22 protein-coding genes and 1 pseudogene are annotated in these 25,219 nt (G+C 68.7%); 7 read left to right on the forward strand and 16 right to left on the reverse strand.

All coding sequences use genetic code 11. The features are described 5' to 3' along the window. Position 1 precedes the first annotated feature (1 nt). From KPL78_RS07345 to KPL78_RS07375, 7 genes are all read left to right on the forward strand, one after another. Positions 2–652 carry a 3-oxoacid CoA-transferase subunit B gene (locus tag KPL78_RS07345; RefSeq protein ID WP_219762250.1) on the forward strand — a complete coding sequence of 217 codons (651 nt, stop codon included), beginning with the start codon at positions 2–4 and terminating at the stop codon, positions 650–652. Further along, positions 649–2,064 carry a bifunctional enoyl-CoA hydratase/phosphate acetyltransferase gene (locus KPL78_RS07350; protein WP_369412668.1) on the forward strand — a complete coding sequence of 472 codons (1,416 nt, stop codon included), beginning with the start codon at positions 649–651 and terminating at the stop codon, positions 2,062–2,064. Before KPL78_RS07345 ends, KPL78_RS07350 begins: the two co-directional genes overlap by 4 nt. Continuing rightward, entirely contained in the window at positions 2,064–3,275 is a 1,212-nt protein-coding gene (locus tag KPL78_RS07355; protein ID WP_255568699.1) for an acetate/propionate family kinase, read from the forward strand. The genes KPL78_RS07350 and KPL78_RS07355 overlap by 1 nt, the downstream gene beginning before the upstream one ends. A gap of 49 nt (positions 3,276–3,324) precedes the next feature. Then, positions 3,325–5,628, forward strand: coding sequence for a DUF3141 domain-containing protein (locus tag KPL78_RS07360; protein ID WP_219762251.1), 2,304 nt, complete (start codon positions 3,325–3,327; stop codon positions 5,626–5,628). A gap of 73 nt (positions 5,629–5,701) precedes the next feature. Continuing rightward, on the forward strand, positions 5,702–6,622 hold the full coding sequence (locus KPL78_RS07365) for a hypothetical protein (RefSeq protein WP_219762252.1): 921 nt from the start codon (positions 5,702–5,704) through the stop codon (positions 6,620–6,622). Further along, entirely contained in the window at positions 6,619–8,718 is a 2,100-nt protein-coding gene (locus KPL78_RS07370; RefSeq protein WP_219762253.1) for an adenylate/guanylate cyclase domain-containing protein, read from the forward strand. The genes KPL78_RS07365 and KPL78_RS07370 overlap by 4 nt, the downstream gene beginning before the upstream one ends. Before the next feature lie 12 nt (positions 8,719–8,730). Next, positions 8,731–9,753 (forward strand): patatin-like phospholipase family protein, encoded by a 1,023-nt coding sequence (locus tag KPL78_RS07375; RefSeq protein ID WP_219762254.1) that lies wholly within the window; start codon positions 8,731–8,733, stop codon positions 9,751–9,753. On the opposite strand, the gene KPL78_RS07380 is transcribed toward KPL78_RS07375, so the two are convergent. The 16 genes and pseudogenes from KPL78_RS07380 to KPL78_RS07455 form a co-directional block, all read right to left on the reverse strand. Next, positions 9,750–10,994: a pyridoxal phosphate-dependent decarboxylase family protein gene (locus KPL78_RS07380; protein ID WP_219762255.1), complete on the reverse strand. Its 1,245-nt coding sequence runs from the start codon at positions 10,992–10,994 to the stop codon at positions 9,750–9,752. The genes KPL78_RS07375 and KPL78_RS07380 overlap by 4 nt on opposite strands. Continuing rightward, on the reverse strand, positions 10,991–11,650 hold the full coding sequence (locus KPL78_RS07385; protein WP_255568781.1) for a phosphoribosyltransferase: 660 nt from the start codon (positions 11,648–11,650) through the stop codon (positions 10,991–10,993). Before KPL78_RS07385 ends, KPL78_RS07380 begins: the two co-directional genes overlap by 4 nt. Next, a complete protein-coding gene (locus tag KPL78_RS07390) occupies positions 11,650–12,705 on the reverse strand; it encodes a 2-oxoacid:ferredoxin oxidoreductase subunit beta (protein ID WP_219762257.1) in 1,056 nt (351 codons plus the stop codon). The genes KPL78_RS07385 and KPL78_RS07390 overlap by 1 nt, the downstream gene beginning before the upstream one ends. Further along, complete coding sequence (locus tag KPL78_RS07395) at positions 12,702–14,543, reverse strand: 2-oxoacid:acceptor oxidoreductase subunit alpha (RefSeq protein ID WP_219762258.1); 1,842 nt, start codon at positions 14,541–14,543, stop codon at positions 12,702–12,704. The genes KPL78_RS07390 and KPL78_RS07395 overlap by 4 nt, the downstream gene beginning before the upstream one ends. Continuing rightward, positions 14,528–16,321 (reverse strand): FAD-dependent oxidoreductase, encoded by a 1,794-nt coding sequence (locus KPL78_RS07400; RefSeq protein ID WP_219762259.1) that lies wholly within the window; start codon positions 16,319–16,321, stop codon positions 14,528–14,530. Before KPL78_RS07400 ends, KPL78_RS07395 begins: the two co-directional genes overlap by 16 nt. Before the next feature lie 195 nt (positions 16,322–16,516). After that, a complete protein-coding gene (pcaG, locus tag KPL78_RS07405; RefSeq protein ID WP_219762260.1) occupies positions 16,517–17,056 on the reverse strand; it encodes a protocatechuate 3,4-dioxygenase subunit alpha in 540 nt (179 codons plus the stop codon). 1 nt (position 17,057) lies between these two features. Continuing rightward, entirely contained in the window at positions 17,058–17,762 is a 705-nt protein-coding gene (pcaH, locus tag KPL78_RS07410; RefSeq protein ID WP_219762261.1) for a protocatechuate 3,4-dioxygenase subunit beta, read from the reverse strand. Positions 17,763–17,813: 51 nt separating this feature from the next. Further along, positions 17,814–18,731 (reverse strand): 3-hydroxyacyl-CoA dehydrogenase NAD-binding domain-containing protein, encoded by a 918-nt coding sequence (locus KPL78_RS07415; protein WP_219762262.1) that lies wholly within the window; start codon positions 18,729–18,731, stop codon positions 17,814–17,816. Beyond that, positions 18,728–19,393 (reverse strand): urease accessory protein UreG, encoded by a 666-nt coding sequence (gene ureG / locus KPL78_RS07420; protein WP_219762263.1) that lies wholly within the window; start codon positions 19,391–19,393, stop codon positions 18,728–18,730. Before ureG ends, KPL78_RS07415 begins: the two co-directional genes overlap by 4 nt. After that, the gene (locus KPL78_RS07425; RefSeq protein WP_219762264.1) at positions 19,390–20,163 is read right to left on the reverse strand and encodes an urease accessory protein UreF; all 774 of its coding nucleotides are present in this window, start codon (positions 20,161–20,163) and stop codon (positions 19,390–19,392) included. Before KPL78_RS07425 ends, ureG begins: the two co-directional genes overlap by 4 nt. Further along, complete coding sequence (locus tag KPL78_RS07430) at positions 20,060–20,602, reverse strand: urease accessory protein UreE (protein ID WP_219762265.1); 543 nt, start codon at positions 20,600–20,602, stop codon at positions 20,060–20,062. Before KPL78_RS07430 ends, KPL78_RS07425 begins: the two co-directional genes overlap by 104 nt. An 8-nt stretch (positions 20,603–20,610) precedes the next feature. Continuing rightward, a complete protein-coding gene (gene ureC, locus KPL78_RS07435; protein WP_219762266.1) occupies positions 20,611–22,326 on the reverse strand; it encodes an urease subunit alpha in 1,716 nt (571 codons plus the stop codon). Continuing rightward, the gene (locus KPL78_RS07440) at positions 22,326–22,631 is read right to left on the reverse strand and encodes an urease subunit beta (RefSeq protein WP_219762267.1); all 306 of its coding nucleotides are present in this window, start codon (positions 22,629–22,631) and stop codon (positions 22,326–22,328) included. The genes ureC and KPL78_RS07440 overlap by 1 nt, the downstream gene beginning before the upstream one ends. A 200-nt stretch (positions 22,632–22,831) precedes the next feature. After that, a pseudogene (locus KPL78_RS07445) lies at positions 22,832–23,131 on the reverse strand (urease subunit gamma); the annotation flags it as partial. Positions 23,132–23,188: 57 nt separating this feature from the next. Further along, complete coding sequence (locus tag KPL78_RS07450) at positions 23,189–24,016, reverse strand: urease accessory protein UreD (protein WP_255568700.1); 828 nt, start codon at positions 24,014–24,016, stop codon at positions 23,189–23,191. A gap of 36 nt (positions 24,017–24,052) precedes the next feature. Continuing rightward, on the reverse strand, positions 24,053–25,186 hold the full coding sequence (locus tag KPL78_RS07455; RefSeq protein WP_219762268.1) for a zinc-dependent alcohol dehydrogenase family protein: 1,134 nt from the start codon (positions 25,184–25,186) through the stop codon (positions 24,053–24,055). Positions 25,187–25,219 lie beyond the last annotated feature (33 nt).

Genomic DNA, 25,219 nt, shown 5'->3' on the forward strand with positions numbered 1-25,219 from the left:
GATGGACGCGAAGGAGCTCATCGCCCGCCGCGTGGCGCAGGAACTGCGCAACAACACGCTGGTCAATCTCGGCATCGGGCTGCCGACCATGGTCTCGGCCTATGTGCCCGCCGGCATGGTCGTTGCCTTCCAGAGCGAGAACGGCATCATCGGCTTCGGCGCCCATCCGCCGGAGGGGATGGAAGATCCCAACCTGACGGACGCCGGCGGCGGCTTCATCTCCGCGCTGCCCGGCGCCTATGCCTTCGACAGCGCGACGTCCTTCGCGCTGATCCGTGGCGGGCATCTTGACATGACGGTGCTGGGCGGGCTGGAAGTCGATGCCAAGGGGCGGCTCGCCAATTGGATGGTGCCGGGCAAGATGATCGCCGGCATGGGTGGGGCGATGGATCTCGTCGCTGGGGCGAAGCGTGTCATCGTCGCCATGCAGCATGCCGCCAAGGGCCAGGCCAAGATCGTGCCGGAACTGACCCTGCCGCCCACCGCGGCGCGGCCCGCCAGCCTGATCGTTACCGACCTTGCGGTGATCGAGCCGACCCATGACGGCCTGATGCTGCGCGAGCGCGCGCCCGACGTGACGGTGGCCGACATCCTCGCGGCCACCACCGCGCCGCTGATCATTCCCGAAACCGTCCCGGAGATGCGCCTGTGACCATCACCGCCCCTGCCCTGGTGGGCCGCGCCTGGTCCGACATCAAGGTCGGCGAGAGCGCGAGCGTGACCCGCGTCTGCACGCCGAACGACCTGATCGTGTTTGCCCATGCCTCGGGCAACTTCAACCCCGTGCATCTGCCCGGCGAGTCCGAGCAGGAAACCGGCCACGCGCCCGTGGCGCCGGCGATGTGGTGCGGCTCGCTCTTCTCGGCCGTGTTCGGCAACAAGCTGCCGGGGCCGGGCGCGACCTACCGCTACCAGGACCTGCGCTTCCACGCCCGTGTCGAGATTGGCGACGCGGTGATCGCGACCGTGACGGTACGGGAAAAGCTGCCCGGCAACCTGCTGGTCATGGATTGCCGGCTCGAGAAGGAGAACGGCACCCTGGTCTGCACCGGCATGGCGGAGGTCTGCGCGCCGGCGGTCAGCATCCACACCGATGGCGTCAGCATCCCTGAACTCACGCTGGTCAAGCGCGGCAAGTTCTCGCGCCTGCTGGACGCCTGCCGCGGCATCCCGCCCATGCCGACCGCCGTCGCGGCGCCGACCGACGAGAATTCCCTCGGCGGCGCTTGGGAAGCGACGAAGGAGGGGCTGATCGAGCCCATCCTGGTCGGCCCGGAAGCCACGATCCGGGAGGAGGCGGCGAAGCTCGGCTGGGATCTCGCCGGCGTGCGCATCGAACCCGTCAGCACCGCCCACGACGCGCCCGCGCGCTGTGTCTCCTTGGTCCATGAAGGCCGGGCCGAGGCCGTCATGAAGGGCAACATCCACTCCGATGAGGTGCTGCGCCATGTCACCAAGTCGGATGGCGGCCTGCGCGCCGGGCGGCGCATCAGCCATGTCTTCGTGCTCGACATCCCTGGCCATGAGGGCCTGATGCTGATCACCGACGCGGCGATCAACATCCTGCCCGACCTGATGACGAAGGCCGATATCGTGCAGAACGCGATCGACCTCGCCCAGGCGATCGGCCTGAAGCAGCCGCGCGTCGGCGTGCTCTCGGCGGTCGAGACGATCAACCCCGCCATTCCGTCTACGCTCGATGCCGCGGTGCTCGCCAAGATGGCCGATCGCGGGCAGATCAAGGGCGGGCTGGTGGATGGGCCGCTCGCCATGGACAACGCGGTGGACCTCGAAGCCGCGCGCACCAAGGGCATCCATTCCACCGTCGCCGGCCGCGCCGATGTGCTGGTCGCCCCGAACCTCGAAGCGGGGAACATGCTGGCGAAGCAGCTGGTGTTTCTTTCCCAGGCGGATACGGGCGGGCTCGTCGTGGGCGCGAAGGTGCCCGTGATGCTGACCTCGCGCGCGGATGACGAGCATGCGCGGCTGATGTCGGCCGCACTCGCCGTGCTCTACGGCCATTGGCGCCGCACGGGCACCTGCCTGGTGCCGGAGCTCGGCTGATGGACGCGAACGCCCCCCTGACCGACGCCATCCTCGTCCTCAACGCCGGCTCCTCCTCGATCAAGTTCGAGCTCTTCAAGGTCGTGGAAGATCACGCCGAGACGCGCCTCGATGGGCAGATGGAAGGCATCGGTGCCTCGCCGCACCTGATCGCGCGCGACGCGCGGCGCCAGGTGCTCGCCGACCAGCGCTGGTCCGGCCCGGATGTCGCCGACCACGTCACCGCCCTGGCGCGCATCATGGACGGCATCGAGCCCGGCATCGCTGGCCGCCGGATCATCGCGGTGGGCCATCGCGTGGTGCATGGCGGGCCGGACCTCGCCGAGCCGATGCTGGTGAACGATGCGGCGATGGACACGCTCGGCAAGCTGATCCCGCTCGCGCCGCTGCACCAGCCGCACAACATCGCCGGCATCATTGCGGCGTCCAACCGCTTCCCCGGCGTGCCGCAGATCGCCTGCTTCGACACCGCCTTCCACCGCGCCCATGCCTGGGAGGCCGACACCTTCGCCCTGCCGCCCGAATATTACGAGCGCGGCATCCGCCGCTACGGCTTCCACGGCCTGTCCTACGAATACATCTCGGACATGCTGGCCCGTGAGGAACCGGCCCTTGCCGCCGGGCGCGTGGTCGTCGCGCATCTCGGCAACGGGTCCTCGCTCTGCGCCATCCACAAGGGGCGCAGCGTGGACAGCACCATGGGGTTCACCGCGCTCGACGGCGTGCCGATGGGCACGCGCTGCGGGCAGATCGACCCCGGCGTGCTGCTGCACCTGATGCTGACCGAGAAGATGGACGCCGCCGACCTGACCGGCCTGCTCTACGGCAATGCTGGGCTCAAGGGCATGTCCGGCATCAGCCAGGACGTCCGCGACCTGGAGAAGAGCGCGGATCCCCGCGCCGCCCAGGCGCTGACCTACTACGCCTGGCGCGTGCGGCGGGAAATCGGGGCGCTCGCGGCCGCCTTGGGCGGCATCGACGCCCTGGTCTTCACCGCCGGCATCGGGGAGAATGCGCGCAACCTCCGGGCGAAGATCTGCGAGGGTCTCGGCCACCTCGGCATCACGATCGATGCGGAAGCGAACCAGGCCAATGCCCACGAGATCGCGGCCCCCGGCAGCGCCACCCGCGTGCTCGTCCGCGCGACCGATGAGGAGGCGATGATCGCGCGACACGTGCTGGGTGTGTTGCATCGCAGCAAATCTGCTTGAACCGGGCGCCGGGCGGGACCACAAGGGACAGATCAAGGGAACGCACGACATGCCGAACACGCCTCTCCTCCCGACCCGGGAGGTCTTGGACAAGGCCAGCGAGACCGCGACGCGGATCCTCGATCAGGTCCGAGGCCTGGCGGAGGTGATGGCCCGTGACGCCGCCGCGCTCATCCCCGGGCCCAATCCGGACACGGCGACGGCGATGCGGGCAGCGCAGGCCGCGCTGGCCCGCACCCCGGCGACCCTGATGCAGGATGTGCGCGCCTATGCCGTGGATTCCGCCCAGCGCTGGCTGCTGTTCTGGGACGTGATGCGCGAGGCCGGCAACAACTTCGTCGAGCATGAAAAGGCCGGCTGTCCGCCCGTGCTCTTCTTCGACTACGAGACGGTGGTCGATGGCCGCACCCTGCCTCGGCCGGTGAACTACGCGCTGGTGCGCATCACCCCGCCCGCGGCATTCGTGGCGACCGATCCCAAGCTCCGACCCTTCGTCATCATCGATCCGCGCGCCGGCCACGGCGCGGGGATCGGCGGCTTCAAGTCCGACAGCCAGGTCGGCGTGGCGCTGCGCCGCGGCCATCCGGTCTATTTCGTCGTCTTCTACCGTGAGCCCGAGAAGGATCAGACGATCCTCGACGTGACCGCGGCCGAGGCCACCTTCCTCGCCCGCATCCGCGACGATCATCCGGATGCGCCGAAGCCCGTCGTCATCGGCAACTGCCAGGGCGGCTGGGCCACCATGATGCTCGGCGCCTCGGCCCCGGATGCGGTCGGCGCGCTGGTGCTTAACGGCGCCCCGCTGTCCTACTGGGCCGGCGAGAAGGGCAAGAACCCGATGCGCTACCTGGGCGGGCTCGCTGGGGGCGGCTGGCCGGCCTCGATGATGGCCGACCTCGGCAACGGCAAATTCGACGGCGCCTCGCTGGTCAGCAATTTCGAAAGCCTGTCGCCGGGCAATACCTGGTTCCGCAAGTACTACGACCTCTATGCCAAGGTCGATACCGAGGAAAAGCGCTTCCTGGAATTCGAGCGCTGGTGGGGCGGCTACTTCCTGATGACGCGCGACGAGATCCGCTGGATCGTCGACAACCTGTTCATCGGCAACCGCTTCTCGACCGGCCAGATCTCGTCCGGCGGCGGCGAGACCTTCAACATGCGCGAGGTGAAGGCCCCGGTCATCGTCTTCGCCTCCTCGGGCGACAACATCACCCCGGTGGGCCAGGCGCTGCGCTGGATCGCGGACGTCTATCGCGACGAGCAGGAGATCAAGAACCTCGGCCAGACCATCGTCTACCTGCTGCACGACCAGATCGGCCATCTCGGCATCTTCGTCTCCGGCGCCATCGCCAAGAAGGAGCACAGCGAGATCGCCACGACCCTCGAGATGATCGAGGCCGTCGCGCCGGGCCTGTATGAGATGAAGATCACCGGCCATGAGGGCACGGGTGCGAACGAGGAATGGCAGGTCGAGCTCGTCGAGCGGAAGATCGCCGACATCCGCACCCTCTCCGGCGAGGCGGTCAACGAGGCGTTCCCCGCGGTCGCCAAGATCTCGGAGATGAACCAGAACCTCTATGACGTGCTGGTCTCCCCGATCGTTCGCCAGTTCGCGACCGAGGCGGGGGCCGAGGCGCGCCGCCAGGCGAACCCGATGCGCACGCGTCGCTACATGTTCAGCGACATGAACCCCTTCATGATGCCGATCCGTGCCATGGCCAAGATGGCGCGCGACCACCGCGCCCCGGCCGAGAAGGACAACCCCTTCCTGGCGCTGGAGACGGCCTGGGCGGATCGCGTGGAGCACGCCATCGACCGTTGGCGCGACGCCCGCGATGCGATGAGCGAGATCGCCTTCCACGCCATCTACGGCAACCTCGCCGCCGCCGGCGTGATGGGCGACGACAGCGCCGAGGAGGCCGAGGTGGCCCGCCGCTCGCTCGCCATCGAGCCGGCCCAGCTCAACGAAGCCCGCGCCAAGGTCGCCGAGGGCGGCTATGCCGAGGCGGTGATCCGCATGATGATCCTGCTCGCCGATGCGCGCGGCGGCGTCCGGCGCACGCGCCTCGCACGGTCCAACACGTTGCTGACGACCGAGGCGCCTTTTGCGGGCATGAGCCCCTCCGCCCGACAGGCCATCATCCGCGAGCAGACCGTCATCGTCACTCTGCTGCGCCAGGATGCCTTGTCGGCCCTGCCGAAATTGCTGAAGACGGCGGCGGAACGGCGCAAGGCGCTGGCGGCGGTCGAGCATGTCGCGGGTCCCGAGGACGAGCTCGGCGACAAGGCGCGCGAGATGCTGACGGCGCTGCGCGATGTGCTCGGGCTCACACCCAAGCCCGCGGTTGCCTGAAACGGCCACGGCCGGGGGCTCCCAATCACGGTGGCGCGCGGTCTAGGATGGCACGCCACTGTCGAAGGGTCCCATGGCCGCATCGGCTGCGACCGGAAGTGATTTCCTGGACCTTGCGCTTGGTGGGGGCGATCCCTTCGCAGCCCTGCAGCAGGCCGAGGCCTACCTGCTGCGCCGCCGTGCCGGCGCCCCTGAGATGGTCGATGCGGTGACCCAGGCGCTGCACGCCGCGACCGGATCGTCGGGCGCGCCGCCCTGCGCAGCCCGTGCCGGAGCTGCCGTTGCCGCAGCGGTCGAAGCGCATGGCGCGGGTTTCCCACCCGGCGAAGAGCCTGCCTATCACGGCCGGCACCATCAGGCCGAGGCGACGATTGCCATGGGCTGGCTTGCCGGCGCGGCGCGGCGGCTGGGGCTGCTGACGCCCGAGGAGGCGGCGCTCGGCGTCGTCGCCATGGCCGGGCATGACCTGCTGCATGACGGGCGCGTCTATGCCGATCGCGGGGTGCTGGAGGAGCGATCGGCCGAGGCGGTCGCCGCTCTCGCCGCGGCAGAGGGGCTCGATGAGGCGCGCATCAGGACGCTGCGCCGCGTCATCCTCGCCACCACTTGGCCCTGGGAGGATGACGAAGCATCCGACCTGCTCTGCCATCTGGCGCGGGAGGCCGATCTGTTCGGCAGCAGCCTGCCCACGCTGGGGCCGTTGCTGAGTCAGAAGCTCGCCCATGAATTCGCCGTCTGCGGTCTGGTGGGCGCGGAGGGCGTGGCGAGCCATGCCGCCCGCGTCGGGCTCATGCGCATGATGGGGCCGGCTACCCTCCCGGCGCAGGCGCTCGGCCTCGATGCCCTGCGCGCGACACAGCTCGCTGCCTATGCCGGGGTGGCGCGCCGGCTCGGCCTGAAGGAAGCCTCGGCCGAGGCCGGCGCCGTGGCGCTGGACTCCATGGACCCGGCCGATGCCGAAGCCCTGCTGGCCTGGGCCGGAACGGCGAAATGAGGCTCCGCCCGCGCCTCAACTTCACCATCACCATCCTGACCGCCTTCAGCATTGTCTTCCTGGTGGCAGGCATGGCGGTCGTGACGGCCTTCCGGCAGGCTGGGTCGCGCGCGGCGGAGGAGACGGCGGCGCGGCACCTCGGCGCGGCCGCAGCCACGACGGCGGCGAGCGCGCGCGGCATGATCCATCCGCTGCTGGGTCACGCCGCGGTCCTGGCGCGCATGCCGATGGGCCGGGATGCGGTGCTCGACCCGGCGCTTGCCGTGTTGCTGGCCGAGCCCCCGGTGATCGCGGTCTCGGCCGTGCTGCCGGATGGCACGCTGGAGCAGGTGCTGCGGCTTTCGGCCCTGCCCGAGGCCGCGATCCCGCGCTCGGTGCCGGCGGGCGCGGGCTTCGCCCTGCGCCGCGTCCCTGCCCCGCAGGCGGCATCGGAGAGCTGGACCTTCCTGGACGCCGAAGGTGCCGTGCTCGGCGATGCCACGGCGCCGCACCGGGGTAGCGATCCGCGACGCCTGTCCTGGGTGCTGCAGGCGCGCGAACCGGGCGTGCATATTTCGACTCTCTATGAACTGCCCCTCGTCGGCCGGCCCGGGCTGACGGTGGGCAATGCCCTGCCCGGCGGCGGCGCGATCGGGCTCGACATGGCGCTCGCCGATCTTGGTGGCTTCCTGACCGGGCAGCGGGTGAGCCAGCACGGTGAGACGGTGCTCTTCACCGAGGATGGCGTGCTGCTCGGTCATCCCGACCCGAGCAAGGCCCTGCTGCCGGGCGGTGGCTGGACGACGCTCGCACGCAGCGACGACGTGGCGCTGGAGGCGCTGTGGCGCGCCTATGCCGAAGGCCGGCTGCGTCCCGGCGAGACGCAGCGCTTGCCGATCAACGGCCAGCCCTATCTGGTCCACCTCGCCATGGTCGGGGATTTCGTCGAACCCCGCGTGCTGGTCGGCGTCACCGCGCCGCTCGACGACTTCACCGCGGGGATCGAGGCCGGCATCCGCAACGGCACGCTGATGGCGCTCGCCGCGCTGGTGCTGGGGCTGGGCGGGCTGGGAGTGGTGGCGTGGCGCGTCGCCCGGCCGCTGGGCGTGCTGACGCGGGAGGCGGAGGCAATCCGGCGGCTCGATCTCGCCCAGCCGCTGCGCCTCGAATCCCACATCACCGAGGTGGAGCGGCTGGCGGATGCCATGCGTGGCATGAAGTCCGCGCTGCGCCTGTTCAGCGTCTATGTGCCGCGCGACCTGGTGCGCAAGCTGATGGCCGAGGGCGCGGAGGCGGAACTCGGCGGCGAGCGCCGGCGGCTGACGGTGATGTTCAGCGACGTGCAGGGCTTCACTACGATCGCCGAGCGCATGGACCCGGAGGCGCTGATGCAGATCACCTCCACCTATTTCCAGGCGCTCACCGAGGAACTGCTGGCGAACCAGGCGACCATCGACAAGTATATCGGCGATGCGGTGATGGCGATCTGGAACGCGCCGAAGCGCGACCTCGCCCATGCGCTGCACGGCTGCCGCGCGGCGCTGGAGGCCCGCGCCCTGACGCGGCGGCTGGAGGAGGAGTTCGAAGCGCGCGGCTGGCCCCGGCTGCACACGCGCTTCGGCGTGCATAGCGGCGAAGCGGTGGTCGGCAATGTCGGGTCCTCGGACCGCATGTCCTACACGGCGATAGGATCCATGGTGAACATCGCCTCGCGGCTCGAAGGCATGAACAAGATGTACGGCACCTCGATCCTGGTGTCGGAGCAGACGCGCATCGGTGCGGGCAGCGGCTTCGTCTTCCGCCCGGTCGACTTGGTGCTGCCCAAGGGCGCGCAGGACCCGATCGAGGTGCATGAGCTGCTCGGCCTGGCCCATGCGCAGGATGCGACGGAGTTGGCGCTGCTCGCCGATTCCGCTGTGCTGCGGTGCCTGCCGGCCTGGGAGGAGGCGGTGCTGCAATGGCGCGGCGGGCAGTTCGCCCGCGCCATGGAAGCGCTGCGCGAGGCCGGCGATCCGGCGCGCGATCCGCTGGTGGCCGCCTATGCGGGACGGCTGGCGCGCTATCCTGATGGTCCGCCAGCCGGCTGGTCGCCGGTCACGCGGCTCGACAGCAAATAGGATCGCCCGATCATGGCCGAGGGAAACCGCAAGCGGATCAAGCTGGCGCTGCAGGGCGGCGGGTCGCATGGCGCCTTCACCTGGGGCGTGCTCGACCGTCTGCTGGCCGATGAGCGGTTGGAGATCGAGGCCGTGGTCGGCACCAGCGCCGGGGCGATGAACGCCGCAGTGCTGGTCGACGGGCTGATCGCCGGCGGGGCGGCGGAGGCGCGGCGGCGGCTTGACCGCTTCTGGGACGGGATCGGCGAGATGGCCCAGGGCTCGCCGATCCAGCCCACGCCTCTCGACCTGATGCTGAGCCCGGGCAACATGGATTTCTCGCCGCTGTGGCGCGTGGCGGATGTGCTGATGCGGCAGTTCTCGCCCTATGAGCTGAACCCGACCAATGCCAATCCGCTGCGCGAACATCTCGATGCGCTGGTGGATTTCACGCGGCTGCGCGATGCGCCGGGCCCGGCGCTCTATGTCTGCGCGACCAATGTGCTGACCGGCCGGCTACGCGTCTTCGAACGCAAGGAGATGAGCGCCGCGGCGGTCATGGCGTCATCCTGCCTGCCGCTGCTGCATCATGCGGTCGAGGTGGACGGACAGCACTACTGGGATGGCGGCTATTGCGGCAATCCGCCGATCTTCCCGCTGATCTACATGGGCGGCGCGCCGGACATCCTGATCGTGCAGCTCAATCCCATCAACATCCCCGAGGTGCCGCACGACATCCGCGCCATCGTCGACCGGATGAACACGCTGGCCTTCAATTCGTCGCTGATGCGGGAGATGCGGATGATCCGCTTCGTGACGGATCTGATCGACCAGGGGCAATTGCCGCCGGGCAAGCATCTGCGCTGCTTCATCCATACGGTGGATGCCGAGGAGGAGCTGGCGGTGCTGAACGCCAGTTCGAAGCTGAATGCGAGCAGCGGTTTCCTGCGGCATCTGCGCGCGCTGGGCGTCGCAAAGGCGGAGGCGTTCCTCGACGCGCATTTCGACGCGATCGGGAAGGCATCCTCGACGGACGTGGTCGCGAAGTTCCTTTAGTACGTTGCCTGAGTCGCGGCGATGCGGGCGGTTGCCCCGCCACGCGCCGCGGCGACAGCACGGGCGACGGCATCGACATACTCCTCGGCAACCTCCCGATGGATCGGGTTGAGGTGAAGGTGCACGCCGTCCGGTTCCTGCTGCCGGCCGACCAGCCACCCCTCCGCGTCCAGCGCGGCGGCGACCTTGCCGATGTCGAGCGCCGGATCCGTCGCACGCCAGACGAAAATTCCCAGGTCGCTCGGTTCCAGGATCGCCAAGCCGGGAATGGCAGCGATGCCGGTCGTCATGATGGACTTCGCCTCCATGATCAGGCTTGCGCAGCGCAGATAGCCTTCGTCACCCAGGTGATTCATCGTCGCCCAAGCCGCGGCGACCGCGCCGCCGGGACGCGTGCCCTGCGTCGTGTAGGCCGCGTAGGGACCGCGCTGCCAGGCGCGGCTTTCGAACCTATGCCATTCGCGATCCGCGGCATCCGAGACCAGCAGCAGCGATGCGCCCTTCGGCGCCATGCCGTGCTTGTGGATATCCGCGGAGAGTGAGGTGACGCCCGGCACCGACAGGTCGAAGTCCGGGATGGGATGCCCCAACCGACGCACATAGGGCGCAAGGAAGCCACCCACACAGGCATCCACATGCATCCAGATGCCACGCGATGCGGCGAGCGCGGCTAGGTCGCCGATGGAATCGAAAGTGCCGAAGGGGTAGTTCGGTGCGGAACCGACCAGGGCGACGGTATTGCCATCCATGCGTGCCGCCATGGCAGCGACATCGGCGCGCAGATCCGGGCCGACCGGCACGCGGCGGGATTCGAGGCCCAGCGCCTCGGCCGCCCGGTCGAAGGTCAGGTGCGCCGTATCCGGCAGCACGATGTTGGGCTGCGAGATGCCGCGTGCCGCGCGCGCCTTGTTCCGCGCCGCCATCATGGCCAGGAAGATGCTCTCCGACCCGCCCGAGGTGAAGGTGCCGCCAGCCCTTTCGCCGCCGCCCAACAGCGACAGCGCCATGGCGATGACCTCGTCCTCCAGGGATTTCAGCGAGGGATAGGCGCGCTGGCCGAGATTGTTCTCGGTCCAATAGGCGCGATAGGCCTCCTGCTGGACGCGCTCGAGTTCCTCGTCGAGCCAGTAGAAGTAGACGGCAAGCCGCCCCCGCCGCCAGTCACGGTCGCCGGCCTTGCGAGCGGCGAGTTCACCCAGGATCTCGTCGCGCGGGCGGCCGGTGGCGGGGATATTCGTCATGGCGTCTCCTTCGCGGCGCCCCGCAACAGGGCGAGCACCTCGGCGTCGGTGAGCTGGTGGAAGTCGTCATAGCAGCCGCCGATGCCGCGAGGGATCGGCAAGACCTCGGCACAAAGGATACGGTCGCATTCGCCAGTCAGATCGTCGATGGCGTCTGGCGGTGCCAGCGGCACGGCGAGGATGAGCGGCGCGGCACCCTGCGCGCGCAGCGACCGCAGCGCCGCGCGGGCCGAAATGCCGGTGGCTAGGCCGTCATCGACCAAGATCGCGGCACGGCCACGCGGATCGGGGCGTTCCAGCCCTGCGACGTAGACCGCGCGGCGACGGGCCAGTTCCTTCGCCTCGCGATCCCGGACGGCCGCAATGTCTGCTGGTGACAGGCCGCACTGCGCCACGATGTCGTCGTTCAGGACGGGAGTGTCGGACCCTTCGGACAAGGCCCCGAAGCCGAGTTCCGGTTCCCACGGCACACCGAGCTTGCGCACCAGGAAAGGCAGCAGCGGGACATGCAGTCCTTCCGCGACAGGTGCCGCGACGGCGAGCCCGCCGCGCAGCAGGCCATAGACCAGCGGGGCGGTCAGCCCCAGCGGGCGGAGCAGCGGCAACAGGCGCTGCCCCGCATCCTGGCGGTCACGGAACAGCGCCCGCCGTCGCATCACCGCAACGAGGCGTTGATCCGTTCCAATGCCTCGACCCCCGGGCAGAGTTCCGCATCGCCGAGCGCATTCAGCGCCTGCGGGACGGTGCCGAGATTCTCGTGCAACGGCGTGGCTTCGGCCTCGACGTAGATCAGGCCGGTGACGATCTCGCCGGCACTCTTGCCTTCCATCAGCGCGTGCAGGGCCGAGGAACGGTCTGTCGCGTCATGCCCCTCATGCAGCTTGCGCAGGCGGAGGATCGAGCCGTCATGCTGGACGACCTCGGTCAGTGTGCCGGGGGCGTAGGAGGCGGTGATCTCCTCTCGCGGTAGCATCACATCGAGGCGGTTCAGCGCGTCATTGTGCTCGCGCACATAATCGTAGGATTTCGTGCTGCCGGGATGGTTGTTGAAGGCGACGCAGGGGCTGATGACGTCGATGAAGGCGGCGCCGTCATGCAGCAGTGCGGCCTCGATCAGCGGCACGAGCTGGTCCTTGTCGCCCGAGAAGGAGCGCGCGACAAAGGAGGCGCCGAGCTGCACCGCGATGGCCGCCAGGTCGATCGGCTGGTCGGTGTTGACCGTGCCCTTCTTCGCTACCGAGCCCTTGTCCGAGGTCGCTGAGAACTGCCCCTTGGTCAGCCCGTACACGCCGTTGTTCTCGACGATATAGGTCATGTTGACCCCGCGCCGGATGGAATGCGCGAACTGGCCGAAGCCGATCGACGCGCTGTCTCCGTCACCGGAGACGCCGAGATAGATCAGGTCCCGGTTCGCCAGATACGCGCCCGTCAGCACGGATGGCATGCGCCCATGCACGGAATTGAAGCCGTGTGCGGCGCCGAGGAAGTAGGTCGGCGTCTTGGACGAACACCCGATGCCCGACAGCTTCGCGACCCGGTGCGGCGGCAGAGACAGGTTGAAGCAGGCCTGGATGATCGCCGCGCTGATCGAATCATGCCCGCAGCCGGCGCAGAGAGTACTGATCGCGCCCTCATAGTCGCGCCGCGTCAGGCCGATCGCATTGGTCGGCAGCTTCGGATGATGGAGCTTCGGCTTCGGCAGGTAGCTCATGGCGTGGCCTTGCGGAAGGGCAGGACATTGGCCGCGGACGCCCGGTCGGCGACGGCGGACTGGATGAAGCGCGCGGTGATCGGCGTGCCGTCGTAATGCAGCACCGGCACCAGCTTCGCCGGGTCGATCTCCTCCTCATTCACCAGGAGGGTGCGGAGCTGCGCGTCGCGGTTCTGTTCTACCACGAAGACGCGTTCATGCGCGGCAACGAAGTCGGCGACGTCCTGGTGGAAGGGGAAGGCGCGGATGCGCATGGCGTCGAGATGGACGCCCTGGGCTTCCAACGCGGCCAGCGCCTCGGACATGGCCGCCGAGGTCGAGCCATAGAAGATCACGCCGTCCCGCGCCTTCTCTTTGGCCGGGATGGTGACCGGACGCGGCACCAGGGACTTGGCCGTGTGGAACTTCTTCAGCAGCCGCTGCATGTTGTCGACGTAAGGCGCGCCATCCTCGGTGTAGCGCGCATAGCGGTCGCGCGATGTGCCGCGGGTGAAGAAGGACCCCTTCTCCGGGTGCGTGCCCGGCCAGGTGCGATAGGGAATGCCATCCCCATCGACATCGAGGTAGCGGCCGAAGGTCTTCGCCGCATCCAGACCCTCGGCATCCAGCACCTTGCCGCGATCCATCTTGCGCGCGGGGTCCCAGGCGAAGGGCTCGCAGAGCCAATCGTTCATGCCGATGTCGAGATCGAGCATGACGAAGATCGGCGTCTGCAGCCGGTCCGCCAGGTCGAAGGCATCCGCGCCGAAGGTGAAGCACTCGCCGGGGTCCTGCGGCAGCAGCATCACATGCTTGGTGTCGCCATGGCTGGCATAGGCGGCCGAGAGCAGGTCGGATTGCTGGGTACGCGTCGGCATGCCCGTGGAAGGCCCTGCGCGCTGCACGTCGAACAGCACGGCCGGGATCTCGGCGAAATAGGCGAGGCCCAGGAATTCCTGCATCAGCGACACGCCGGGCCCCGACGTCGCGGTGAAGGCCCGCGCCCCGTTCCAGGCCGCGCCCACCACCATGCCGATGGAGGCAAGCTCATCTTCCGCCTGTACGATGGCGTAGCGCTTGGCCCCCGTCTCCGGGTCCTTGCGCAGTCGCGTGCAGTGCTTTTCGAAGGCCTCGGCCAGCGAGGTGGAGGGCGTGATCGGATACCAGGCGCAAACCGTGGCCCCGCCATAGACCGCGCCCAGCCCCGCTGCGTTGTTGCCGTCGGTGAAGATGCGGTTACCCACGGCGTCCGCACGCTTCAGCCGCAGCCCGATCGGGCAGGCAAGGTTCTGCATCGCCCAGTCGCGGCCCATCTCCAGCGCGGCGAAGTTGGCCGGGACCAGCTTCTCCTTGCCCTTGAACTGCGCGGCGATGGCACCCTTCACCGCCTCGACATCCATGTCCAGCAGCGCCGAGAGCGCGCCAAGATAGACGATGTTCTTGAACAGCTGCCGCTGGCGCGGATCAGAATAGGCGGCGTTGGTGATCTCGGTCAGCGGGCAGCCGATCACCGTGATGTCGTCGCGGAACTTCGACTTCGGCATGGGCCGCGTCGAATCGTAGAACAGGTAGCCGCCGGGCTCGATCTCGGCGACGTCGCGGTCCCAGGTCTGCGGGTTCATCGCGACCATCATGTCCACGCCGCCGCGCCGACCCATATGGCCGGCCTCGGAGACGCGGACCTCGAACCAGGTCGGCAGCCCCTGGATGTTCGAGGGGAAGATGTTGCGCGAGGCGATCGGCACGCCCATGCGCAGGATGGATTTCGCGAAGAGCCCGTTGGCGGAAGCGGAACCGGACCCGTTGACGTTGGCGAACTTGACGACGAAGTCGTTCGTCGCGACTAGCGGCTGTGGCATGCGTGCGCCTTCGGCTTCGCGGTCTCGAGCAGGAACTTCTGCATGTCCCAGGCACCGGTCGGGCAGCGCTCGGCGCACATGCCGCAGTGCAGGCAGACGTCCTCGTCCTTGACCATGACACGGCCCGTCTTCAGGCCATCCTCGACATAGAGATCCTGGTAGGTGTTCACCGCCGGGGCCTTGAGCCGCGTGCGGAGCTCCTCCTCCTCGCCATTCTCGGTGAAGGTGATGCAGTCGGTCGGGCAGATGTCCACGCAGGCATCGCATTCGATGCAGAGCTTGGCGGTGAAGACCGTCTGCACGTCGCAGTTCAGGCAGCGTTGCGTCTCGAGATAGGCCATCTCCCGGTCGAAGCCGAGTTCGACTTCCGCCGTGATGTCGCGCAGCGCCTTCTCGGCGGGCAGATGCGGCACCTTGTAGCGCAGGTCGAGCGAGACCTCGTTGTCATAGGCCCATTCGTGGATGCCCATCTTCTGGCTGGCGAGATGGACATCGGGCGGCGGTCGGTTGCGGACATCCTCGCCCTTGCAGAACAGGTCGATCGACACCGCGGCCTGGTGGCCATGCGCGACCGCCCAGATGATGTTCTTCGGGCCGAAGGCGGCATCGCCGCCGAAGAAGACCTGCGGCAGGGTCGATTGCAGCGTCGCCTCGTCCAGCTTCGGCAGGCCCCAGCGGTCGAATTCGAGGCCGGCGTCGCGCTCGATCCAGGGGAAGGCGTTCTCCTGGCCGATGGCGACCAGCACCTCATCCGCCTCGATGGTCACATCGGGCTCGCCGGTCGGCTTCAGGCTGCGCCGGCCCTTCTCGTCGTACTGCGCGGCGACCTTCTCGAAGACCATGCCGGTCAGGCGGCCGTTGTCGTGCAGCACTTCCTTGGGCACCAGGAAGTTCAGGATGGGGATGCCCTCCCCCATCGCGTCTTCCTTCTCCCACGGGCTCGCCTTCATTTCCTCGAAGCCGGAGCGGACGACGACCTTCACCTCCTCGCCGCCGAGACGGCGGGCGGAGCGGCAGCAATCCATCGCGGTATTGCCGCCGCCGAGCACGATCACGCGCTTGCCGATCGACGTCACATGGCCGAAGGAGACCGAGGCCAGCCAGTCGATGCCGAGATGGATATGCGCCGCGGCATCATTGCGGCCCGGCACGTCCAGCTCGCGCCCGCGGGGGGCGCCGGATCCGACGAAGACGGCGTCATAGCCCTCGGCCAACAGGCCCTTCAGGCTGTCGACGCGGCGGTTCATGTGGCTGACCACACCGCCACGGTCGAGCGCGTAGCCGCATTCCTCGTCGATCACCTCCTCGGGCAGGCGGAAGCGCGGGATCTGCTGGCGGATGAAGCCGCCGGGCTTCGCTTCGCCATCGAAGACGTGGATCTCGTAGCCAAGCGGCGCGAGGTCGCGCGCGACGGTCATGCTGGCCGGGCCGGCGCCGATGCAGGCGATGCGCTTGCCGTTCCGCTCGGTCGGGATAGGCGGCATGCGATGCGCCACCTCGCCCTTGTTGTCGGCGGCGACGCGCTTCAGGCGGCAGATCGCGACGGGTTCTTCCTCGACCCGGCCACGCCGGCAGGCGGGCTCGCAAGGGCGGTCGCAGGTGCGGCCGAGAATCCCCGGGAAGACGTTGGAATGCCAATTGACCATATAGGCGTCGGCATACCGCCCCGCCGCGATCATCCGGATGTACTCCGGCACGGGCGTATGGGCCGGGCAGGCCCATTGGCAGTCGACGACCTTGTGGAAATGGTCGGGGTTGGTGATGTCGGTCGGCTTCATGCGCGCCCTCCCCGCAGAGATGGTTGCGCCAAGGCATAATGCCAACGGATCAGGCTGCGACGGCGCGATGGCTGCCGCGCGAGCGCGATGGTCATATCCGGTTCGTCCACTCCCTACCGCGTCACGCGGCTTGGGATTGACCTTGCCCCAAGGTCGTGGCCTCGGCAACGTGCAGATTCGTGCTGCGCCGCAGCGTCACACGGTGAGGAAGACGGTCTCGCCCTCTCCCTGCAGGCGGATATCGAGCCGCCATTCCCCCTGCCCGGTTGGCTTCGCGATCAGCGTGCCACGCCGCATCTCCGGCACCCGGGCGAGGATCGGATCCTCCGCCAGGCGCGCGTCGCCGGCGAAATAGGCGCGCGTCACCAGGCCCGACATCAGCCCGCGGGCGAAGATCGTGAGGGTGATGTGCGGCGCCTGAGTGCTGTTGCCGGGACCGGGCACCGCACCAGGCTTCAGCGTCATGAAGCAGAACCGACCTTGCGCGTCGGTCGCGCAACGGCCGAAGCCATGGAAGGCGCCGTCATAGGACCCCTTCGGATCGGCCTGCCAAAGCTCGACCATCGCATCCGGCACCACAGCGCCCGCGCCGTCGGTGATGACGCCTGCCAGGGTGATGCGCTCCCCGGCCGCGCCGGCATTCGGACCGTCCGCGCGCAGCAGGTCGGCCCAGGCGGGAAAGTCGATCATGTGCCAGTAGGGGCCGGCGGTCTGGCTCGCCGTCGCAGGGGTCATGTCAGGCATTCTCGAAAGGCGTGGCGGCGCGGCCGCGCAGGACGATGTCGAAGCGATAGCCGAGGGCCCAGTCGGGGCGCATCAGCTCCGGGTCCAGATCCGCGATCAGGCGCCGCTTCGCCGCATCGTCGCCGCTGCCCTGGAAGATCGCATCGAAGGCGAGCAACGGATCGCCCGGGAAATACATTTGGGTGATCAGGCGCTGCGCGAAGCCGTTGCCATGCAGGCCGAAATGGATGTGCTGCGGCCGCCAGCCCGGGCCCGGATTGCGCCAGGGATAGGCCCCCGGCTTGATCGTGGTGAAGCTGTAGCGTCCCTCGGCGTCGGTGAAGACACGACCCTCGCCGTGAAAATTGGGATCGAGCGGCGCGTCGTGCTGGTCGCGCGCATGGTGGTAGCGGCCCGCGGCATTGGCCTGCCAGACCTCGACCATCGCGCCGGCGACGGGGCGGCCATTCTCGTCCGTCACGCGACCGGCCACGATCATGCGCTCGCCCAGCGCCTGCTTGCCATCCACCACCGAGAGATCGTCATGCGGCGCGTACCAGGCCGGGGTGAAACTCGGCGCGCTCGCTTCCGTCAGCGTCGTTGGCATGCGCAACGGCGGCTGCGACGGGTGGCGATGCGCGGTGCTGCGATAGCTCGGCAGGTCAAGCGGGGGCTGGCTGCCGGGTGCGACCGGGCGGAAGGGGATCGGGTCGACCATTCTGTTGCCTCCCTTGTTGGGAGGAACGGTGAACAGGGCCGACCCGGCGCGTCAAGCGTTGTCCTCGCGCAGGATGCGGACGGCGGCGAGCAGGGCCTTCTCGTAGCGGGCACGCTCCTTCGCCGTCTTCTCCGGCGGCCAGTCCCGGAAGCCGCGGCCGGTCTTGGGGCCGAGCCGGTTCTCCGCCACCAGCCGTGCGAGCGTCGGGCTGGGATCGGGGCTGTTGCACAAGGACGGATAGATGGTGCGCCCCGCTTCGAGCTGCGTCTCCAGCCCCGCCAATTCCTTCTGCGTGATCGGGCCGGCGGCCAGGTAGCGGAAGCCGAAGCAGTAGCGCACGGCGTTGTCGACATCCTCGGCACTCGCCAGACCCTGGTCGATCACGGCGAAGGCCTCGCGCATCAGCGCGTGCTGGATGCGGTTGGCGAGGAAGCCCGGCACGTCCTTCGCGACCCGGATCGCCTTGCGTCCAAGCCCGTTCATGATGTCGGCGACGGCATCGCAGATCGCGGGATCGGTGTATTCGCCCTGCACGACCTCGACGCCCGGGACGAGATGAGCGGGCAGGAAGAAGTGCAGGTTCGCGCAACGGGCACGCGTCGCGATGTGCCCGGCGATGTCGGTGATGCGATAGCCGGAAGCGTTCGACACGACGGGAACCTGCGGCGGCACGAGCGTGTCGAGGGTGGCGAAGACCTCCTGCTTCAGTGCCAGGCGTTCGGGCACGGCCTCGATGACGATCTCGGCGCTGGCGTAGTCGGGCGCGGCGATATCCGCGACCAGCGTCAGTGCCGCCGCCCGCTCCGGATCACCGTCGAGCTGCCCGATCGACTGCCGCACCCGCGCCAGCACATCCGGCCAGCGCTGTTCCGCCGGCTCCAGTGCCGTCACGCGCCAGCCGCCGGCGAGGAAGATCGCCGCGATATCGCAGCCCATCAGCCCCATGCCGAGGATCACCGCATGCCTCATGCCGCGATCCCCCCCTGGCGCAACACGAAGTCGGCGACCTCGGCCACGCCCTTGTTGTCCTTGAGGTTGGTGAAGATGAAGGGCCGCGATCCGCGCATTCGCCGCGCATCACGGTCCATCACCGACAGATCCGCGCCCACCAGCGGCGCCAGGTCGATCTTGTTGATCACCAGCAGGTCGGAGCGCGTGATGCCGGGCCCGCCCTTGCGCGGGATCTTGTCGCCCGCGCTCACATCGATGACGTAGATCGTCAGGTCCGCGAGCTCCGGGCTGAAGGTGGCGGCGAGGTTGTCGCCCCCGCTCTCAATGAACAGCACTTCGAGACCCGGGAACTTCTCCGTCATGTCATGCACGGCGGCGAGGTTGATCGAGGCATCCTCGCGGATCGCGGTATGCGGGCAGCCGCCGGTTTCCACGCCGGTGATGCGCGCGGGATCGAGCGCGCCGGCGCGGGTGAGGAATTCCGCATCCTCCTTCGTGTAGATGTCGTTGGTGATCACCGCGATGTCGTGACGGTCGCGCAGATGCTTGCACAGGCGTTCGGTCAGCGCGGTCTTGCCGGAGCCGACGGGGCCGCCGATGCCGACGCGGAAGGGGCCGTTGGCCGGGCCTGCACGCCGAACGGGAGTCTGGATCGGCCGGCCGGACTCAGATGTGCTCATGAGCGGAAAAGCCTTGTGTATTGGGTTTCGTGACGGATGGAGAAGAGGTCCAGCGCCGGGCTCGCCGTGCCGAGGCGATCGAGCTTCGCCCGCAGCGCCGCCTCGGTCGCCTCGGTGACGATCGGCATGAGGGCGGCCGTCGCGATCTGCCCATCGGTCTGGCCGAGCGGCACCAGCCGCACGCCTGCCGAAACCAGATTGGCCGCGAAGGCCGACAGATACCCGAAGGCTGCCTCCCGCAGCGCCACGCCATGCGCCGCCGCCGCCGCGCCAAAGGCGACAGCATGCACGATACGCCGCGGATGCCGCGCGACGAGGGCCGCCAGCCGCGGCTCCGGCCAGGCGGCCAGCGTCACGTTGAGAAACGCCGTGCCTTGCGCCTCTGCCTCCAGCGCCGTCTCCGCCGTTCCGCGCCAGGCGGCGCCGAGCTCCGTCACCGCATCCAGCGTTGCCGCCTTCCCGGCCGCGAAGGCGCGGTGCGCCTCCGCCAGCAACGCGCCATCGACCCGCCCTGCCCCATCCCGCAGCGCCTGCCCGACATAGGCGACGAGATCGTCCCGGTTTCGCACCGAGCCATCCTCGACCGCCGTCTCGAGCCCGTGGCTGTAGGTATAGGCCCCCACCGGATAGGCTGGCGAAAGCCAGGCCAGCAGCCGGTAGAGCGCCTCAGTGGTGGTGGTCGCCGTGGTCGTGGTCGTGATCGTGGTGATGGTCGTGATCGCCGTGGTGATGGTGGTGGTGATGGCCCTGGTTGTAGTTGTGCTCGCCATAGGCGCCACCTTCGGGGTCGAAGGGGACATTCACCTTGCGCAACGTGGCGCCGAGCCCTTCCAGCATATGCACGATCACATGATCGTCGCGGATCAGCAGCCGGTCGCCGGCGATCTGCGTCGGCAGGTGCCGGTTGCCGAGATGCCAGGCAAGGCGGGCAAAATGCTCGTGATCCTTCGCGGTAATCTCGACCAGCGGCTCCGGCGCTGCCTTCACCCGCACGAAGCCGCCGGTGGCCAGCGCCAGCCCGTCGCCCTCATGCAGCACCGTGGCCTCGGGCAGGTCGAGCAGGAAGGCAAGCCCACCCTCCCCCGTATAGAGCCTGCGGCGACGGAAGCGGTCGTCGAAATCCACCAGCACGGAATCGCGGGCCTCGGCCTCCGGCCAGGTACCGGCGCGATGCACGACGGTGGCGCGGGGGATGCTCTCCTGATCCATCGTCTGCCTCAGAACAGGAAGTAGCGCTGCGCCATCGGCAGCACCTTCGCCGGCTCGCAGACCAGGAGCACGCCATCGGCGCGGACCTCGTAGGTCTCGGCATCCACCTCGATGCGCGGCAGCGCGTCATTGTGCAGCATTGACTTCTTTGAGATCCCGCCGCGGCAATTGCGCACCGCCGCGAGCGGCCGCCGCAGCGCGATCCGCCCACCGATATCGGCATTGATCGCGGCCTGGGAGACGAAGGTCAGTGACGTTGCCCGCCGTGCCGCCCCGAAAGCACCGAACATCGGCCGGTAATGCACCGGCTGCGGCGTCGGGATCGAGGCATTGGGATCGCCCATGATCGACATGGCGATCGCCCCGCCCTTGACGATCATGTCCGGCTTCACGCCGAAGAAGGCCGGCGCCCACAGGACCAGGTCGGCGAGCTTGCCGACCTCGATGCTGCCGACATGGTCGGCCACTCCCTGGCTGATCGCGGGATTGATCGTGTATTTCGCGATGTAGCGCAGGGCACGGCGATTGTCGTTGTCGCCGGTCTCCTCCGGCAGGCGGCCGCGCTGGACCTTCATCTTGTGCGCGGTCTGCCAGGTGCGGATGATGACCTCGCCGACGCGGCCCATCGCCTGGCTGTCGGACGACATCATGCTGATCGCGCCGAGGTCGTGCAGGATGTCCTCCGCCGCGATCGTCTCCTTGCGGATACGGGATTCGGCGAAGGCGATGTCCTCGGCGATATGCGGGTCGAGGTGATGGCAGACCATGAGCATGTCGAGATGCTCGTCCACCGTGTTCACCGTGTAGGGCATGGTGGGGTTGGTGCTGGACGGCAGGATCGACGGCTCGCCCACCAGCCGCAGGATGTCGGGCGCATGGCCACCGCCGGCGCCTTCGGTGTGGAAGGCCTGAACCACGCGGCCGCCGATCGCCTTGATCGTCTCCTCGACGAAGCCGGATTCGTTCAGCGTGTCGGTGTGGATGGCGACCTGGATGTCCATCGCATCGGCCACCGACAGGCAGGTGTCGATCGCCTTGGGGGTGGTGCCCCAATCCTCATGCAGCTTCAGGCCGCAGGCGCCGGCGATGATCTGTTCCTCGAGCGCCGCCGGCAGCGCCGCATTGCCTTTGCCCAAGAAGCCGAGATTCATCGGGAAGGCCTCGGCCGCCTGCAGCATGCGCGCGAGGTGCCACGGCCCGGGCGTCGCCGTGGTCGCGAGCGTCCCATGCGCGGGCCCGGTCCCACCGCCGAACATCGAGGTCACGCCAGAGGCCAGCGCCTCCTCGATCTGCTGCGGGCAGATGAAGTGGATATGCGGGTCGATGCCGCCCGCGGTGAGGATCTTGCCCTCCCCCGCGATGATCTCCGTCCCCGGCCCGATAATGATGGTCACACCCGGCTGGGTGTCCGGGTTGCCGGCCTTGCCGATGGCCGCGATCCGCCCGTCCTTCAGCCCGACATCCGCCTTCAGGATGCCGGCGACGGCATCGAAGATCAGCGCATTGGTGATGACGGTGTCCATCGCGCCCGCGGCACGCGTCACCTGGGACTGGCCCATGCCGTCGCGGATCACCTTGCCGCCGCCGAACTTCACCTCCTCGCCATAGGTGGTGAGGTCCCGCTCCACCTCGATGATGATGTCGGTATCCGCCAGGCGCACGCGGTCGCCGACCGTCGGGCCGTACATCTCGGCATAGGCGCCGCGGGAGATCCGGGTGGCCATCAGAGCGTTCCTTCCGTCTCGCCGCGAAACCCGTGCACGATGCGCGCACCCGAATATTCGACCAGCCGCACCTTGCGCGTCTGGCCGGGTTCGAAGCGCACCGCGGTCCCGGCCGCAATGTCGAGCCGCCGGCCCCGCGCGGCGGCACGATCGAAGGACAGCTTCGGGTTGGTCTCGGCGAAGTGGTAGTGGCTGCCGACCTGGATCGGGCGATCGCCGGTGTTGGCGACCTCGATCTCGACCGCCTCGCGCCCGACATTCAGTTCGATGTCCCCGGCAGCGGGGAAGACCTCGCCCGGGATCATCGGCGGGCTCCTTTCGCCTTGGGTTTTGGCTTCGCGGCGGGTCTCGCCTTGGCCTTCGCGGCAGGGGCGGCCTTCGCCTTCGGTTTCGCGACCGCCTTGGGCGCGGCCTTCGTCGCGGCGGGTTTCTTCGCCGCCGGCTTGGCCTTGGCCTTCGGCTTCGCCGGCGCCTTGGCCCGCGCGCGCCCCGCCGGCACGGCGTCGCGGATCGGCTCGTGCACCGTCACCAGCTTGGTGCCGTCCGGGAAGGTCGCCTCGACCTGGATTTCCGGGATCATCTCGGCGATGCCGTCCATCACCTGGTCGCGGGTCAGTACGGTCGCGCCATCGCGCATCAGCTCCGCGACCGAGCGGCCGTCGCGCGCACTCTCCACCACGAAATCGGTGATCAGGGCCACGGCTTCGGGGAAGTTCAACTTCAACCCGCGCTCGAGCCGCCGGCGCGCGACGATCGCCGCCATCGCCACCAGCAGCTTGTCCTTCTCCCGAGGCGTCAGGTTCATAAGGGTCCGCTCCTCAGCCCGTCATCTTCGCGGCAGTGCATCATGGCCGGTCTCCGCTCAGCACGTCCACAGGCGCGGCAGAACGGGTGCCAGGCCGAAGGCGTGCGACCTCACCAAACGGATCGCCGAGCCCAGCCCATCCCGCACCGCAGCCGCACCGCCCAGCCAGCGGACCAGCAGCAGGCCGGGGCGCGCGATGGTCGCGACGTGGCCAGCCTCGCGCAGCGCCTCCCGCAGCGGTTCCAGCGGTGCCTCGTCGGCCAGCAGCAGGGTCGCCATGGCCTCGGCGCCGGCGAAGCCGAAGGGGTGATCGAGCCGGGCGCGGATATCCTCCGCCAGCGCCAGCCCATCTGCCCAGAGCAGCCGCCCCCCGCGCCGCACCCGCCAGGAATCGAACAGGCTGCCCGATTGCAGCGCCTCCCCGCGCGCATGGCGGCCGAAGACCAGCATCTCCGCCATCATCAGCCGCGCACCGGGAGCGAGCACGGCCTCGATGCGGCGATCGAGCCGTGCGCCGTCGAACAGGATCGTCTCCTGCGGGATCCATTCCAGCGTGGCCCCGCTCGCGACATCGAGCCGCGTCGCGATACGCGTCTCAGGCCCGAGGCTGCGATAGACCTTCTCCGCCGCCGGGGTGGATACGGCGGCGTTCGCGTTGGCATCGAGCGTGACCGCGATGGAGACCTCGTCCCCGCCCGCGAGCCCGCCCGCCGTATTCACCAGCGCCGCGAGAGGCGGTTCCGCGCCTTCCGGATTGGGAAACAGGATGCGCATCGGCGCGGCCTGGTGCAGGTCCACCAGCCGCGTCCCGCCGCGCGCCATGGCAAAACGCAGGGCGGCACCGCCGCGCGAGCGTTGATGGCGAGTCTGGGCGGCGGGGAGCATCCCGTCCAGACTGCCACGCCCGCGCGCCCGCGCAAATCAGGCGTTGGGCCGCAGCATCTGCCGCAGCACCGCGCCATCCGAGAGCAGGTCGAAGCCCTCATTGATCTGGTCGAAGGTGATGTGGCTGGTCTTCAGCTTGTCCACCGGCAGCTTGCCGCGGCGATAGAGGCCGAGCAGCCGCGGCAGGTCCCGCTCCGGCACGCAGGACCCCATGTAGGATCCGCGGATCGACCGCTCCTCGCTGACCATGGCGGCGTGGAAATAGGACACCTGCGCGTTGATGTTCGGCAGGCCGGCGCTGATCGTCTCCCCGCCGCGGGCGGTGATGGCGATGGCGAGCTGCATGGCCGGGATGGACCCGGCCGTCTCGACCACCGTATCGACGCCGCCATCCGTCGCGTCGCGCACGGCCTTGGCGCAATCGTCATTGCCGGCCAGGAAGACGTCCGTCGCGCCCCATTGCTTGGCGAGTTCCAGCTTCTTCGGATTGGTGTCGATGGCGATGATGCGCTCCGCCCCCGCCGCGACCGCGCCGAACAGCGCATTCATGCCGACGCCGCCCAGGCCGACGATGGCAACCGCCTCGCCCGCCTTGATACCGGCCGTGTTGAGCACGGCGCCCGCCCCGGTCATCACCGCGCAGCCGAAGATCGCCGCGTCGTCGAGCGGGATGTCATCGCCGATCTTCACGCAGGAGCGCCGCGCCACCACGGCATACTGCGCATAGAGCGACAATCCCGAATTGTGGTTGATCGGCGACCCATCCAACCGCTTCAACCGGCGCGTCCCGGTTGGCAACTGCCCCGCCCCGCGGAAGGCATTGCCCGTCGGGCAGATATTCGGCCGCCCACGCACGCAATAGCGGCAATTGCCGCAGGACGGCGCGAAGACGGTGATGACGTGATCGCCCGGCTTCAGGTCGGTGATGCCCGGGCCGACTTCGCGGACGATGCCAGCCCCTTCATGGCCGATGACGATGGGCAGCGGGCGCGGGCGCTGGTTCTCGATCGTCGAAAGATCGGAATGGCAGAGGCCGGCTGCAGCGACCTCGATCAGCAATTCGCCGTCGCCGGGCGGATCGAGCTCGACCTCCTCGACCACCAGCGGAAGGCTGTCGGCATAGGGGCGCGGAAGGCCCTGCTGATAGAGAACGGCTGCCTTGATGCGCATGCCCCGGTTTCCTCCATTGGACGGCGGCCAGGG

The organism is Roseomonas alba (genome assembly GCF_019430885.1).
GTDB lineage: Bacteria > Pseudomonadota > Alphaproteobacteria > Acetobacterales > Acetobacteraceae > Neoroseomonas > Neoroseomonas alba.